Below are 14891 nucleotides of genomic sequence, written 5' to 3' on the forward strand. Positions count from 1 at the left end.
ATGACGGATATATTTTTAGGTGTCGACATTGGGACCACTGCAATCAAATTTGGCGCAATCGCTGAAGGGGAAACTATTTTTTATCATCGCGTTCCATTGGAAACTTACAATGAGGCTGGGGGGGTTCGTTATCAGAAAGCTTCTGAAATTTTAGCACTTATCCAAAATGAATTACAGACGCTACCTACTTCATTAAGAAAGAGAGTCACGAAAATCAGTTTTAGCGTGGCGATGCACAGTTGCATGCCTGTGGTCGATGGACAATTTGAGCAGGTGTTTATTTGGTCTGACACCCAAAGTATGGAGGAAATAACAGTATTCAAACAGACGAGTAATGCCGAACGTTTTTATCAAAAAACAGGGACACCGATCCATGAAATGACACCTTTTGCTAAAATCCTTTATTTTAAAAAAAGGCGAATGTACCCAGAAAAAACGAAATGGTTGGGTCTAAAAGAATTGCTCATGGAATTTTTCACTGGAATTTCAGCTATTGATTTGTCTACAGCATCTGCTACAGGTTTATTAAACTTAGCTATGCAGCAATGGGATACAGAAATTTTAGCTTATCTTGGCATCAGTCAGGAACAATTAGGGCAGTTAGTGGCGCCAACAACGCCATTTTTGATCAAAAGAGAATTAGCTGATAAGTTTAACTTTTTACCTGGTGTACAAGTTTTTGCAGGAGCAAGTGACGGTTGCTTAGCGGCTTATGGTGGCTACCTAGCTAATGGATTGTCAGCAAGTTTGACTATTGGTACAAGTGCTGCTGTTCGAGAAATAACTGATACACCGATTTTTGATTGGCAACGTCAAAACTTTTGTTACTATTTGACTGAAAATGTTTATGTGATTGGAGCGCCATCAAATAATGGTGGTAAAGTACTTGAATGGGCAAGCCAAATCTTTGCAGATGAGCCAATGCAGTTTTATGAAAAAATTCCTGACTACTTAGCGCAATCATCAATTGGTGCTAAGGGCCTACGTTTTTTTCCGTATGTCAATGGAGAACGAGCACCATTATGGAAAGCCAATCAAAAAGCAGAATTTAAAGGATTAACGATCCATCATCACAAAGCAGAGATGATTCGTGCGGTGATTGAAGGTTTGCTGTTCAACATTAAGCGACTTCATGAAATGGTAAAAGAACCACGTACTTTAGCAATCAGTGGTGGATTTTTTGAGTCTACTGTTTTATGTCAGTTAACAGCAGACATTTTAGGCGCTGATTGTTGGTTAGCTGGTGAAAATGAACCAATCTATGGTCTGTATGGGTTAATTAATCAGATAGTCCCGAAACAGTCGCCATCGAATCTGCAAAAATGGTCAGCTGATCAAGAAAAACAAGCAGAATTACAACAAATATTTCAGACCTATTTTGATTGAATTGTGTAAGTTGTTCAGTGTGTAAAAACGTAGGAATCATTTCTGGTTCTTCTAATTTGGTCGTGTTTCCTCAGGTGATGGAGAGCAACAATCATTTTTGAGAACGGAACTGGAAATTTTTTAGTTCAAAAGGGATGAGCAAGGAGGACTTTATGACTTTTTACAGCATTTCATATTTGGAAGCACAAACGAATTTAAATGATTATGTAAAATACTTTTTTATTTTTGGTTCGTTGATTCTATTAGTAGTGGTCTTTAGTTTGTATTTAAGGCATCGAATACAAACGAAGTATCGGGATCTTAGTATTATTTTTTTCTTATTTTTATTGTTTGTTTCTGGTGTGCAGTATTCAGATTATCAAGTGAATCAAAGTCGTCACTCCCAGTCTTCTCAAATGGTTAACTTAGTAGAACAAATTTCAAAAGAAAAAAACTTAGCAAAAAAAGAAATCTTGGTCAATTCCACTCAACTGGCCGACGGGATCATTGTGAAAATCGCAGATGATTTTTATAAAGTCAATTTAAGTGGAGATCAGGCGTCCTATACGCTAGAACGAGCATATGTTACTAATCCAGAAATTAAAATTATCAACGAATAAGGAGAAAAAATATGCAGTTTTATACACCAATTATTATTAAATTTGCACTAGGGATCATTTGTTTGATTATTCAAATTAATTTGATGGGAAAAGGAAATTTAGCTCCTTCTTCAGCGATGGATCAGGTCCAAAATTATGTTTTAGGTGGTATTATTGGGGGCGTAATCTATAATGACTCAATTACTGTATTGCAATTTGTATTGGTATTGATTATTTGGACGTTGTTAGTATTAGTTCTCAAATTTGCTAAAGAGCATAATCGCTATGTGAAACGAGTAGTGGATGGTCGACCCATTACTTTGATTCAAAATGGGGTCGTTGATGTCAATGAATGTTTGAAAAATGGAATCTCAGCCAATGAATTGATGTTTAAGCTTCGAGCAAATGGTATTTACGAAGTAGAAAATGTAAAGCGTGCTGTCTTGGAACAAAACGGTCAATTGACACTGATTGAATTTGGTGATGAAAATATTCGTTATCCAATTATTGTTGATGGCCAGTCGAATGAAGACGTATTGGAATTGATAAAAAAAGATGAAGCTTGGTTGGAAGAACAAATTAAACAAAATGGATTCCAAAAATTCAACGAAATCTATCTTGGAGAGTATTTATCTGGAAAATTAAATCTCTACGGCTACAAAAAATAAACTAGACTAAATAGCTTTGTTAGTAAAAAATACTTGAAGTGTGAAACAGTTGATTGAAAGAAAACTGTTTCATACTCTTTTTTTGCACAGAAATCATGTATGAAACCGAAAACACTGCACACTAATAATAACTTGTGTATTTTAATTTGTTAGTGTGCGCACTGACGGATGACATCTGTACCCCTTGATAGAGTAGTAATGTAAAGCGCTTTTATTTTTGGCACGGTACTTGCATTATATAAAAGTGTAAGTAAGAAAAAAGGATGTGTTCGAAATGGAAAAGAAAACAATTATGCTTGTCTGTTCAGCAGGAATGAGTACTAGTCTATTAGTAACTAAAATGCAAAAAGCAGCTGAGGAAAAAGGTGTGGACGCAGATATCTTTGCTGTATCAGCATCTGATGCTGACCGTCATCTAGAAGAAAAAAATGTAGACGTTTTACTTTTAGGTCCACAAGTTCGATTTATGAAAAATCAATTTGAAGAAAAACTTGCACCAAAAGGGATTCCGTTGGATGTAATCAATATGCAAGATTATGGCATGATGAACGGTCCCAAAGTTTTAGAACAAGCAGAAAACTTAATTAACCAATAAAACTTGAATAAAAATAGAGGGGATGAAGAATAATGGAAGATCAAAAAAATCTTGAGGCAATCATGGGATTGATCATGTTTGGCGGAAATGCAAAAAGCGATGCAATGGAAGCGATTGCTGCCGCAAAAAGTGGTGACTTTGATTTAGCAGATGCAAAAATCAAAGATGCAGAAGAATCTTTAGTACAAGCACACCATTCACAAACAGAAATGCTTACGCAAGAAGCACAAGGAAACCATGTGGACGTTACATTATTGACTGTTCATAGTCAAGATCACTTGATGACATCAATCGCGTTTACTGATTTAGCAAAAGAAATTATTGATTTATATCGTCGAATTGACGTGTAAAAGGGGTAAAAGAAAGAGGTAGGAAAGATGGATAGATTTGTTGCATTTATGGAGAAACACTTTATACCTGTAGCATCAAAAATTGGTGCTCAACGACATTTAGTTGCTATTCGTGATTCATTTATGGTAAGTATGCCGTTGATGATTTTAGGTGCGTTAGCAGTTATGATTAATAATTTACCAATTCCTGGATTCCAAGAATTAATGAATTCGATTTTTGGTGGAGAAGCGTGGAAAGGCTTCGGAGGCGCAGCGTGGAACGGAACATTCGCAATCCTTTCGGTTTTGATTGCTTTCTTGTTAGCTTATCATCTAGCGAATAGTTATAAAAAAGACGGCGTGTCTGCCGGTGTCATTTCATTAGGATCATTCTTCGCTTTAGGCGGAGCATTGGGCATGAGCTCGACTGGTTTATTTATTGCAATTATTGTTGGGATTGTCTCAACAGAAATTTTTGTTCGATTAAGTGGAAATGAAAAATTAATTATTAAAATGCCTGATGGTGTTCCACCAGCAGTTGCAAAAGCATTTGCTTCATTATTACCTGCAATGATTACTATTTCATTCTTTGCATTGATTGCTGCGATTTTTGCTGCATTTGGTGTAGCTGATATTGTAGGCGCATTTTACACATTAGTTCAAGAACCATTTATGGGACTTGCAAACTCATATCCATCAGCATTATTATTAGCATTCATCACACCATTCTTATGGTTCTTCGGTTTACATGGAGCAAACATGGTTGACCCATTGATGCAAACAATCAATGCACCTGCAATCGAAGCAAATGTGAAAGCGATTGCTGCAGGACATGATGCACCATTTATCGTTAATAAACCATTCTTTGATAGTTTTGTTAACTTAGGTGGTACAGGTGCGACATTAGGTTTATTATTAGCTATTTATTTAGTTGGCCGTAAAAACAAACCTTATATGGTCGTAACAAACTTATCAATCGCGCCAGGTATCTTTAACATCAATGAACCAACGATGTTTGGATTGCCAATCGTATTGAATCCAATTATGTTTATTCCGTTTATTTTAACACCAATGGTTTTAGTTAGTGTTGCTTATTTTGCAACATCTACAGGAATCGTTCCAGCAGCGACAGTTATGCCTCCTTGGGTAACTCCACCGGTTATCGGCGGGATTTTGGCAACTAAGAGCATGGCAGGCGGTGTGTTAGCTGCTGTCAACTTGATTCTTTCCGTTTTGATTTACTTGCCATTCGTAAAAGTTGCGACAGTGCAAGAACAACGTAAAGTAGCACAATAAAAAAATGTGTTATTTCACAAAAATGAAATAGCTTGAAAGCAGTGAGGTTGTGACATTAGTCGCAACCTCTTTTTTGTGTCCGCCAATCAATTAAACTAGTTTCTTAAAAATAAATTAGTGTGTAAATACATATATATTGTGAAAATAATACATGTTATAAAAAAACTTTCAAAATATTCTTTCATTTTAATTTCATAAAAAGATAATTTTTCTATCTATTAGAAATCACTATATAAACTGATTTAAAAGAATTAAATTAAAAAATAGTGAATTTGTATTTGTTTTTGATTAGAAAATAAAGTATACTCTAATTGTAAATATTAGAGTATGATTAAATTGATTGTTAGTTGATGAACTTTTAATAAGTGAGAGAAAGGGTGAGCGATAGTGAAAGTTGTTTCTAAGTGGATGATGCCTTTGGTTGCAGTGGGGATGATTCTTGCACCATACATCGAAACAGCTGCGAGTGTCCAACAGGTGTTTGCTGAATCTCAGACAACAGAGAGCCAAACAGTGCAAGAAGAAGCAGAAGTGAACTTGGAAGTTTTGTTAGATGAAGATTATGCAAAGGTGGAAGGAGGCTACATTGAAAAAGAGAATTCCTTAGAGTGGACGATTCAATTTGAAAAAAAGGCTAGTGTCAATGAAGGACGAATCAGATTAGCCATTGATACTGCAGCTGCTGGGATCGGTACGGTAAAAAATGTTCGTGGGAAAGGTCTGTCTTCTTATGATGCAGAAGGAACGGAGTTAAAGACAGAGGAAATTTCTGGTACCACTTGGTACATTGGAAAGATTTATTCGGCAGAAGCAAAGAGCGGGATACTGACTTTCGAAACAGAAAAAGGGACAAAAATCACAGACGGGGAACTTCCCCTGCAAGTTGTCGTAGATGAAAAAGTGCAAGAAGAAAGCAACAAAGAAGAACTAAAAAAAACTGACACAGAAGTAAGTAGTACAGAAAACAACGCAACACAAAATACCACAGATGAAAGTTCCCAAAATGAGGATGCTGAAAAAACGAACACCGCAGAACAATCCAACGAAACAAGTGAAGTAGAAAGTCAAGGAACACCATTGGTTAGAAATCAAAGTCCGCTGTTTGCGGGTATCCTTGAGAGACTTGGCCCCACATCGACAAATGATCCTTACAAATACATTTATCCACAAGATGGAGATACACAACATCGTTATCCTTATTTTGCAACGAATGATTATACGAAGGTGTTAGCTGATAGACAGGAAACAGCTACATATACTGGAGATAAGGGCGAACTATACGAGGATGGCAGTGACGAACCGATTTCAGATGAAGATTACCATGCTGGTGGCGCAAATTGGCGGAATTATAACTACGCAACTGATAATGATTCAACAGCAGGAAATGACGAAACAGATACACGCGCACCGACAGTTCAACTGTGGGGAGACGATCGAACATTTGAAAATAGTTATTTAGACTATAGTGGTGCTTATATCAAAAAATGGGTAGAACCTGTTTTGCAGGAAAGCGCTAATAATAATGAGATACATTCTGAAGATAATACCACGCTATACAACGTTTATCTTGATGTGATCGGTGGAGAAAATCGAGATGTTCAACCAGTAGATGTCGTTTTTGTACTAGACAAATCAGCAAGTATGAGTGAAACGACGGGAACAAATAACCAATCAAAAAATAATGCTTTAGTAGAAGCTGTTGAAGAACTCAGTCAGAATCTACTGTCCAATCCAACAATGGACGCACGGATCGGGATGGTCAATTTTTACTCCAATGGTAAAGCAGGTATCGATTCGAATGTAACAGAAATGACGAATGATATTAGTAAACTAACTGATCGGGCGAGTAATAATGCCTTATACAGATCACCCATTGGCGGAACACCTCTTTCCTTGGGATTAAGAAAAGGTTATGAAGTTTTATATAAAGACAATGGTGAAGCTGAACGAGAACCAGAGAAAATTTTGATTGTTGTTGGTGACGGTATTCCAACGTATAGTTATGGACCAGTTAAATATAATAATGTTGTTATGTCAGATAAGGTCGTCACAACAGCAGCGAATAATATTGAACCTTTTAAAAATTTTGAAACTTACTCTGGAAATACGTCAGGTGCAGGTTTTGTTGGGCCTTTGACTTATCCAAGTGATTTTGATCGACCATCTGGTACACGTTACACTGGTGGTGAGGTTAAAGATAATGATAATACATCTCTTTGGATTGGTGATGGTTCAGCTAATAATAACACAGCTGGAAATTCGAATTCAGATGAAAAAGCGGCAGCAATTAACACAGTGGCTTATCATCACTGGTTGAAAAATAAGATGGACGATCCACCAAATATTTTCACGATTGGTCTAGGAATTGATGGCTCTGTTAGTAGCCGTCAGCGATTAGATGCGATTGGTCGGAATGTATTACAAAATATTGCTGATGCAAAAGATGATGGTAGCCCATATTACTATAATGCAAGTAATAAAAGGGATATTGTTACAGCGCTAGAATCGATTTCTTCAACATTTACGAAAACGATTCGTCAAGCAACTTTATATGATGAAACAGGCTTTAATGTATCCTTATTTAATGGCGGAACATCGGCTGAAATCAACTATTACCATCTTGATAATAGCTCGGATGGTAATGTTCGCTACCAAGCACCAGAATTATGGGATGAAGCGAAACATGGGCAAAGACCGGCTGATGTTGTGGCAATGCCAACCAGCTATCAAGGACGAGATAATCATGCCTATAAATTTTCACCAATATCATTAGGTGAAGGAGAAATGGTACGAATCAAGTATCAAGTGAAGTTAGATGGTGGCGCTCAAGATGGAAAGTTTTACACCGTCAATAACTTAGCTTATATCCAAAATCAAGAGGATTATGACAACGATGTCGAGTCAGGGAAAATGTTTTTCCCGGCACCATCAATTCGTTTTGAACATCCTGATCGTAATTTACAAATTAAGAAAACTGGAGAAGATGGCAAGCCATTAGCCGGTGTTTTGTTTGGTTTATATGATGCAGATCCGAAATCATCTGGAGCAAACTTGATTGAGCAAAGTGTGACGACAGATAGTGGGCAGGCTATCTTTAATACGAAGATTGATGTACTAAGTGATGGTGAAGACGCTACGAGTGATGTTTATTGGGTGAAAGAAATTGGCGGACCTGAAAGATATGAGTTAATAGAAGAAGCCTTGAAGTTCCAAATTAAAAAGTATATCGCAAAACCTGGTGAAACATTAGGCCATTATGAATTAACTGTGGCAGGAACTTCTGGTGAACGAGTAAGTACGGTTAATGATATTGAGGGTGATGATCCTAATTCGTACTTTGAGGGTAGTCATCATAAATTATCAATTGTTCAGGAAAAAAATGAAACAGAAACAGATTTTGAAGAATTATACGTGCAATTAGAAATGAAAAATGAATATAAACCAATTCAACTAAACTTGAAAAAGGTAGCAAAAGAAAGTCGATTAGCAATCGATGGTGCTGAATTTTCTCTTTATGAAACAAATGGTTCAGGCGAACTTCAAGGGAAGCCCATTGCAAAAGGTATTTCTGGCGAAAATAAAGAATCTGCTAAAGGTCTGCTGACTTTTTATGAAGTTGATGACACTGGTGAATACGTCTTAGACGGAAATGGACAAAAAAAAGTTTATTCTTTAGCCAAATCCGGTAGCTTTGTCCATACTGGCGATGGTTATCAATATGTAGAATATCGAATTGTTGAGACAGAAAATCCTGCGGGGTATCAAGATCCGGTAAAAGAAGAGGATTGGTTATTACAGGTCCATAATAATGATCGAATCCGATTAAAACAAATAAATGCAACAGATTGGACATTTTTAGCTTATACCGTTGATGAAACTGATGATACGCTGTGGATCGAATTTGAGGTTGAAAATACTTTCTTATATCGAGAAGTCCGCGTAAAAAAAATAGATAAGAATAATCAACTATTAAATGGTGCAGGATTTACGATTACAAAAGAAAATGATACGTCTTTCCCTGCTTATCGTGCTTATACAGGGAATCCGTTAGAGCCAAACACGGAACGACAGGCGGATGGTATCGGTTATTTCTACGCTTATCGTTATCACACTGAAAAATATGCTGATTTAGACTATGACATACCACTGAGATTGATGCCAGGTGAATACACAGTTACAGAAAACGTTGCGCCAAATGGCTATCAATTATCTGATAAAGTTTTTCGATTTGAAGTTAATGAAGAAGGTAATTTTATTGTTGATGGAATAAATCTTGATAAAGAGTCAGCTCAATCCCCAACTGGCTACCAACTGATTGACGATATTTTAGAATTAACTTTAACAAATGATTTAGCACCAATAGATTTAATGCTAGAAAAATTAGACAGTGTAACCAAGAAAAAACTGGAAGGTGCAAGTTTTAGTATTGAAAAGCAACTAGACAATGGCTTCGAGTTGATTGAAGAAGGCTTGACTGTGGATGAAAAGGATCCAGCAAGTTTTATCTCCAAAGATCTAGAAGCTGGTAATTATCGAATTATTGAAACAAGTGCACCTAAAGGGTACCGAAAATTGCCGGGCTATTTCTTGTTAACTATTAGTTACCGAGAAGAAGCTGAGTTAGATGAAAATTCAAAAGTCATTCCTGGAAAGGAAAAAGGAAGTTTGAAAGCAGAAATTGCTTATTATCCAACAATGGATGCAAGCTCTCCAGCTGAGACAAAGGAACTTACGTATGAGTTGATTGATAACGAGAGAATCGAGTTGTCCGTTGAGGTAGGTAATGATACGGAAAATCCACTTCCGGCTACAGGTGGTCGTGGTAGGCAGATCTTTATGTTGATTTCAGCGATTTTAGTTGGCTTGGCTGGAATAGTCGGTGGAAGTTATTTCTATTATCAAAACAAAAGAAAGAAGGGATTGAAATGAGTCGCAAAATAGTAAATCTAGTTGGTGTGATACTGGCGACTCTTTCTTTTCTGTGCATTCCTTTGACGATCGCTCAGGCACAAACAAATGATGAAGTTGAGATTATTTTGCATAAGCGCATCATTCGTGATGTAGATTACAGTCAGGAAAACTTCGAGATGTATGAAAATGACGGCAAAGAAATTGATAAAAACATGACTGAGGTAGATGTCATCACACAAACAACGCCATTGAACGGAGCAAAATTTCAGGTGTACGACCTGACCGAATACTATGGCAAAACAAACACGGAAACAGCGAAACAATTTGTTCAAACAATGGCGAATTATAGTTTTCAACAGATTAATAACTTAGTCGAAAAGGAAGGCATCCCATTAGTTGGCACGATCCAGACGCAAAATGAAGGCGAAGTGAATGGAAAATATGGTGGGGGGATTGGCAGAATTCATCTTCCACGAAAGAGTAATAACCAAGATGCGGTGTATTTGTTTGTTGAGCAAGATACCGATACTGGAAGTGGAACGAATTTGGCTAAAGACACACTGACTACGCCCTTAGCAGTTGTTTTACCAATTATGGACCCAATGGATGCAACAAATGAATTACAGGAAATCCACTTGTATCCCAAAAACATCGGGTATTTACGAGATCCTTATTTCTTTAAATATGGCAGAACGAAAGGGACAAATGAAGAAGGCACTCCAATAGCAGGAGCAAAATTTGTTCTGTATAAAATTGAAAATGGAGAAAAGCTGTATTTGACAGCTGATTCTACTAAAAGTTTTAACAGCAAGTGGGAAAAAGCAAAGAATAATGAACCATTGACTGACGAAAATATTCGTAAATATCAGTCAAAAGACAATGGACTGGTTGATACAGATGGGTTACTTCTAGCACCGAATACTTATTATTTTGAAGAAGTTCAGAGTGTGGAAGGGTATGAAATCAATGAGGCGAGTAAACAAATTGAAGTGAAGATTCCTGCTTCATGGGTTGATGATGAAGGAAATGAAACCTTTGTAACTGTCGCTGGACAAAAAATGTTAGAACTGCTTTCAGGAAAAGTACCTGAAGAAGCAGAAGAAAGTGCAACACCGCGCATTTATAATGAGCGGCAAGCAACTACGAAAGATTCAGAAGAGCCAGCGAATATGGGGAATAAACTGCCGTTTAGTAAGTTTCCGCAAACAGGTGCAGTTAAGACAGGTGCATTTTTGTTTGGTGTAATGATTCTGTTAGGTGTTTGGTATTACTTGAGAAGAAAAAAAACAACTAAAAAAGATTTATAGGAGGAAAAAATGAAAAAAATTTGGAAAGTACTAACGATTGCGGGGATGCTTACCCCGCTCTTTCAAGGATTTGGTACAACTGTAGATGCAGCAGCAGTAGCAACGAAACCAGAAGAAGTAGCAATCACGCTACATAAGCGTAGTTTTTCATCGATGCCATCTGATACCCTTAATAATGGTTTGGTAAATGATAATTTTGGTGGCGAGCCACTTCCAGGTGTTGACTTTAGTTTATTTGATGTAACAGACGTCTATTATGCTTTGTTAAAGGATAATCCAACGACAGTTGAAGTGGACGATGGGATGACTTCACCAGAAGCAATCAAATTGATTCAAGAGGAGTATACAGCTACTTGGTTCCAAGACTATAATCTAGTAGCTGAAAGAACTGTCACAACGAATGATAAGGGTGAAGCTGTTTTTAATCAATTAAAAGTGACAGAAGCGACTAATGAAAAACGGGATAAAGCGTATTTATTTTTAGAAACATATTCGCCAGCTGATATTGCCAAAGTGGCGGCACCGATGGTTGTGCTGATGCCAGTGATGATGCCGAATACAGCTACCCCTGGAGAATGGCTAGATACGTATAATGATGATATTCATTTATATCCAAAAAATGAAACGCAAGAGTCTAGTAAGGCAATGAATATTGATCCTTCTGAATTAAGAAAAATCACATTAAGCAACGGCACAGAAATTAGTTATGCAGATTTAGAAAAAGGATATTTGATCAATTATACGATTACTGCACCAATTCCTTACTTTATTGATTCAGTGAATGATGATGACACACCAGTAATCAATAACTTTATTATTGAAGATAAACCAACTGCTGGCTTGACTTATTTTAACCAACAACTTGTTGTGACAGCAGGCACGGCAGAACTAACTATAGATAACGATTATTCATTGGAAGAAGTGGGTAATGGATTTATACTAACGATTTTAACGGAAAAAGATGGGAAAGCTAATGTGGATACATTGACTAAACTTGCTGCTGCACGTGGGGGACAATTAACTGTCCACTATGCGATGAAACTAACAGCAACGATCACACCTGATGAGCTACAAGAGAATACAGCGAAAATTGCGATTGGTCGTGGAGATGCCTATGACTACTCAGAAGATGTGCAACCTCCAGAAAAAGTAGTTACAGGTGGACGTCAATTTGAAAAATATGACGCATCAAGTAAAGCCAAACTTGCTGGAGCAGAATTTGAATTATGGAATGCAACGAAAGAAAAATATGCTGTTTTCTATAAAGATAATAAGGAACTAAGTAATTATCAAAACGATGCAGATCGTGTTGAATGGGTCGATGACCAAACAGGTGCCACTAAATTTGTATCTTTGGCAGACACTGGAAAATTTGAAGTTCAAGGATTAGAGTATGGTACTTATTACATGAAAGAAGTGAAAGCTGCTGACGGTTACGCATTACCAACTGGGGATGCTGCATTCACAGAGTTTACAGTAGAACTTGGAAGCTACAGTGGGTTTGAAACAATTGGGCAACCAAAGGATGTAGAAGTTCCGAATACGAAAAAAGGTGCATTACCTTCAACAGGTGGAAACGGAATTTATCTATTCTTGTTGATTGGTTCATTCCTAATGCTAGCGGCTTATGGTGGGTATCGTAAATTAAAGAAACCAACAGAAATTTAAGGATATGAAGGGTGGACGATGATAACCAATGGTAAAGTTGTCATTGTCCATGTTTCGCTAGAATTTGGCGAAAGAGGTGAGGGATGTGAAGAAGTTGAGAAAAAAAGAACAAAATCAAGTGCAAGAAGAGCCACTGGGGTTGTTTTTAAAGGGCAGTGCTTTGATGTTGTTCTTGATTGGTTTCTTTATTTTTTTGTATCCCTTTGTGGCTGATTCATTGAACAATGTGGTTGACCAAGTTAGGCTACAAACTTACCAACGAGAAGTTCATCAAAAAGGTGAGGAAGAACGGAAAAAACGGCTAAGTAGCATGGCTAAAACAAATCAACAACAACGAGAAAAAGGTTTGCTGATTGGTTCTGAAAAATTAGGGGATTATTTCTCGAAACGTTCTCAAAAGAGTGAGGGAAAACAAATTCAACACTTAGACGATCACTTGATCGGCGCCATCCATATTCCTAAAATCAATGTCAGTTTGCCAATTTTTGATCAAACGAATGAATTATTTTTGGAAAGAGGAGCGACTTTACTGCAAGGAACCTCTTATCCAATTGGTGGAAAAAGTACACACTCAGTGATTACGGGGCATAGCGGCTTGCCCAAAAAAAAATTATTTACTGATTTAGAGAAATTAAAAATTGGCGATCAGTTTTATATTGAAACTCTTGGCAAAAAGCTTGCGTATGAAGTTAGTCAAATCACGATTGTTTTGCCAACTGATGTAGATGCGTTAGCCATAAAAGAAAAGGAAGATTTAGTGACTTTAGTGACTTGTACGCCTTATGGTATAAATACGCACCGTTTACTAGTCACAAGCAAACGAGTCCCTTACGAAGAAAAAAAAGCACAATCGGCGGAAAAACAAGTAGCGACTTATCATCTCAGCAGATTTATTTTACTTGGACTGATTTGTTTGATTCTTTTAGTTATCGTTATTCACTGGAGCTGGTTAAAATGGAATCAGATAAAAAGTAAAGATTTTCATTATTCTTTAGCATTTACATTTTGTGTGGACGGTCAACCTCAAAAAGATCAACAAGTATATCTGACTGATTGGGATCAACAAATAATCATGGATGCGCAAGGGCTGCTCCTTCAACAAAGCAGTGATGCACAAGGACATATTTTATTTGAACAACTGCCAGGCGGACGCTATAAGATAATCATCAAAGAGAAATCAAAAGAGCAGATTATAAAAGCTAGCATCAACAATTATAAGAAATCAGCTTTTGTGTTAAAGGCGAATCGCTTTGATGACTATCATCTTAAAAAACAAAATAAGCAATTTGTTTTATGGAAGAAAACGAAGAAATCTTATCAATAAAAAAAGACTGAATTTTTTCAGTCTTTTTTTCGTATCTAGTTATGAATCAGAAACAAAAGTAGAATTAGGGAGTCATGAGTGTGGAAAAATAATCTGTTTTATCTGCTTCAGTAATTGTTCGCAGTACATGACAAGGGTTTCCAACAGCGATGACGTTTGCAGGAATGTTCTTTGTAACGACACTACCAGAGCCGATAATCGTATTTTCGCCAATTGTCACTCCTTGATTTACCGTCACATTTGCCCCTAGCCACACTTTGTTACCGATTGAAACTGGTTTTGCATAACAAGCACCAGCCACTCGTTCTTCTGGATCAATTGCGTGATTGGTTGTAAAAATTCCAACACGTGGTCCAAATAAGACGTCATCACCAATTCGAATTTCCGCGCCGTCTAATAAGATACAATCGAAATTGCTATAAAAACGTTCGCCAATATGAATATGTTTGCCAAATTCACAACGAAAACCCAGTTCAAAAAAAACAGATTCTCCAACAGAACCAAGTAATTCGGAAAGAATCTCTTTTCTAGCAGACTCATCTGTTCCGTAGAGGTTGTTGTAAGTCAAAACTTTTGCCATTGTTGCCTGGCGGGCTTGTATCAGTGTATTAGCCAAATCATTGTACATTTTTCCAGATTGAATAAAATCAAGATAGTTCGCTTCCATTAGGACACCCACTTTGCTTATTTTAGTCTTGCTTTCAGTTAAACATAGTCTATTGACAAAGACAAATGAGTTTATAAATGGAAGGGCATTTTGCTTACTGACAAGGCAAGTCTGTACTACAAAAGGAATTAGTTCAAAGAATGTGTTCATTGATGGTACACT

Annotated in this window: 11 protein-coding genes; 10 read left to right on the top strand and 1 reads right to left on the bottom strand. The window is 37.0% G+C overall.

The window, feature by feature from the left end; genetic code table 11:
- The 10 genes from AC4BC3_RS01410 to AC4BC3_RS01455 all read left to right on the top strand — a co-directional run bounded on the left by AC4BC3_RS01410 (position 1) and on the right by AC4BC3_RS01455 (position 14062).
- Entirely contained in the window at positions 1-1386 is a 1386-nt protein-coding gene (locus tag AC4BC3_RS01410; protein WP_490466768.1) for a gluconokinase, read from the top strand.
- Between the two features lie 152 nt (positions 1387-1538).
- Entirely contained in the window at positions 1539-1985 is a 447-nt protein-coding gene (locus tag AC4BC3_RS01415; protein ID WP_206909377.1) for a DUF3290 domain-containing protein, read from the top strand.
- A gap of 11 nt (positions 1986-1996) precedes the next feature.
- On the top strand, positions 1997-2632 hold the full coding sequence (locus AC4BC3_RS01420) for a DUF421 domain-containing protein (RefSeq protein WP_490466769.1): 636 nt from the start codon (positions 1997-1999) through the stop codon (positions 2630-2632).
- Between the two features lie 274 nt (positions 2633-2906).
- A complete protein-coding gene (locus AC4BC3_RS01425; RefSeq protein WP_490466770.1) occupies positions 2907-3227 on the top strand; it encodes a PTS sugar transporter subunit IIB in 321 nt (106 codons plus the stop codon).
- Positions 3228-3259: 32 nt separating this feature from the next.
- Positions 3260-3577, top strand: coding sequence for a PTS lactose/cellobiose transporter subunit IIA (locus tag AC4BC3_RS01430; protein ID WP_490466771.1), 318 nt, complete (start codon positions 3260-3262; stop codon positions 3575-3577).
- Positions 3578-3604: 27 nt separating this feature from the next.
- On the top strand, positions 3605-4852 hold the full coding sequence (locus AC4BC3_RS01435; RefSeq protein WP_206909373.1) for a PTS sugar transporter subunit IIC: 1248 nt from the start codon (positions 3605-3607) through the stop codon (positions 4850-4852).
- Between the two features lie 387 nt (positions 4853-5239).
- On the top strand, positions 5240-9781 hold the full coding sequence (locus AC4BC3_RS01440) for a SpaA isopeptide-forming pilin-related protein (RefSeq protein WP_490466772.1): 4542 nt from the start codon (positions 5240-5242) through the stop codon (positions 9779-9781).
- The gene (locus AC4BC3_RS01445) at positions 9778-11070 is read left to right on the top strand and encodes a pilin N-terminal domain-containing protein (RefSeq protein ID WP_490466773.1); all 1293 of its coding nucleotides are present in this window, start codon (positions 9778-9780) and stop codon (positions 11068-11070) included. The genes AC4BC3_RS01440 and AC4BC3_RS01445 overlap by 4 nt, the downstream gene beginning before the upstream one ends.
- Positions 11071-11079: 9 nt before the next feature.
- Positions 11080-12738: a SpaH/EbpB family LPXTG-anchored major pilin gene (locus tag AC4BC3_RS01450; RefSeq protein ID WP_490466774.1), complete on the top strand. Its 1659-nt coding sequence runs from the start codon at positions 11080-11082 to the stop codon at positions 12736-12738.
- 85 nt (positions 12739-12823) lie between these two features.
- Entirely contained in the window at positions 12824-14062 is a 1239-nt protein-coding gene (locus AC4BC3_RS01455) for a class C sortase (protein WP_490466775.1), read from the top strand.
- A gap of 64 nt (positions 14063-14126) precedes the next feature.
- Here AC4BC3_RS01455 and AC4BC3_RS01460 read toward each other — a convergent pair whose 3' ends face one another.
- Positions 14127-14729, bottom strand: coding sequence for a sugar O-acetyltransferase (locus tag AC4BC3_RS01460; protein WP_206909367.1), 603 nt, complete (start codon positions 14727-14729; stop codon positions 14127-14129).
- Between the last annotated feature and the right edge of the window lie 162 nt (positions 14730-14891).

Source organism: Enterococcus sp. AAFC-DPL-6103 (assembly GCF_058216595.1).

What these genes read in the sequence shown, in the direction of transcription:
- AC4BC3_RS01410 (WP_490466768.1), top strand. Translation starts at nt 1, where the DNA reads ATGACGGATATATTTTTAGGTGTCGACATTGGGACCACTGCAATCAAA.
- AC4BC3_RS01420 (WP_490466769.1), top strand. Translation starts at nt 1,997, where the DNA reads ATGCAGTTTTATACACCAATTATTATTAAATTTGCACTAGGGATCATT.
- AC4BC3_RS01460 (WP_206909367.1), bottom strand. Translation starts at nt 14,729, where the DNA reads ATGGAAGCGAACTATCTTGATTTTATTCAATCTGGAAAAATGTACAAT.
- AC4BC3_RS01415 (WP_206909377.1), top strand. Translation starts at nt 1,539, where the DNA reads ATGACTTTTTACAGCATTTCATATTTGGAAGCACAAACGAATTTAAAT.
- AC4BC3_RS01435 (WP_206909373.1), top strand. Translation starts at nt 3,605, where the DNA reads ATGGATAGATTTGTTGCATTTATGGAGAAACACTTTATACCTGTAGCA.
- AC4BC3_RS01425 (WP_490466770.1), top strand. Translation starts at nt 2,907, where the DNA reads ATGGAAAAGAAAACAATTATGCTTGTCTGTTCAGCAGGAATGAGTACT.
- AC4BC3_RS01445 (WP_490466773.1), top strand. Translation starts at nt 9,778, where the DNA reads ATGAGTCGCAAAATAGTAAATCTAGTTGGTGTGATACTGGCGACTCTT.
- AC4BC3_RS01450 (WP_490466774.1), top strand. Translation starts at nt 11,080, where the DNA reads ATGAAAAAAATTTGGAAAGTACTAACGATTGCGGGGATGCTTACCCCG.
- AC4BC3_RS01430 (WP_490466771.1), top strand. Translation starts at nt 3,260, where the DNA reads ATGGAAGATCAAAAAAATCTTGAGGCAATCATGGGATTGATCATGTTT.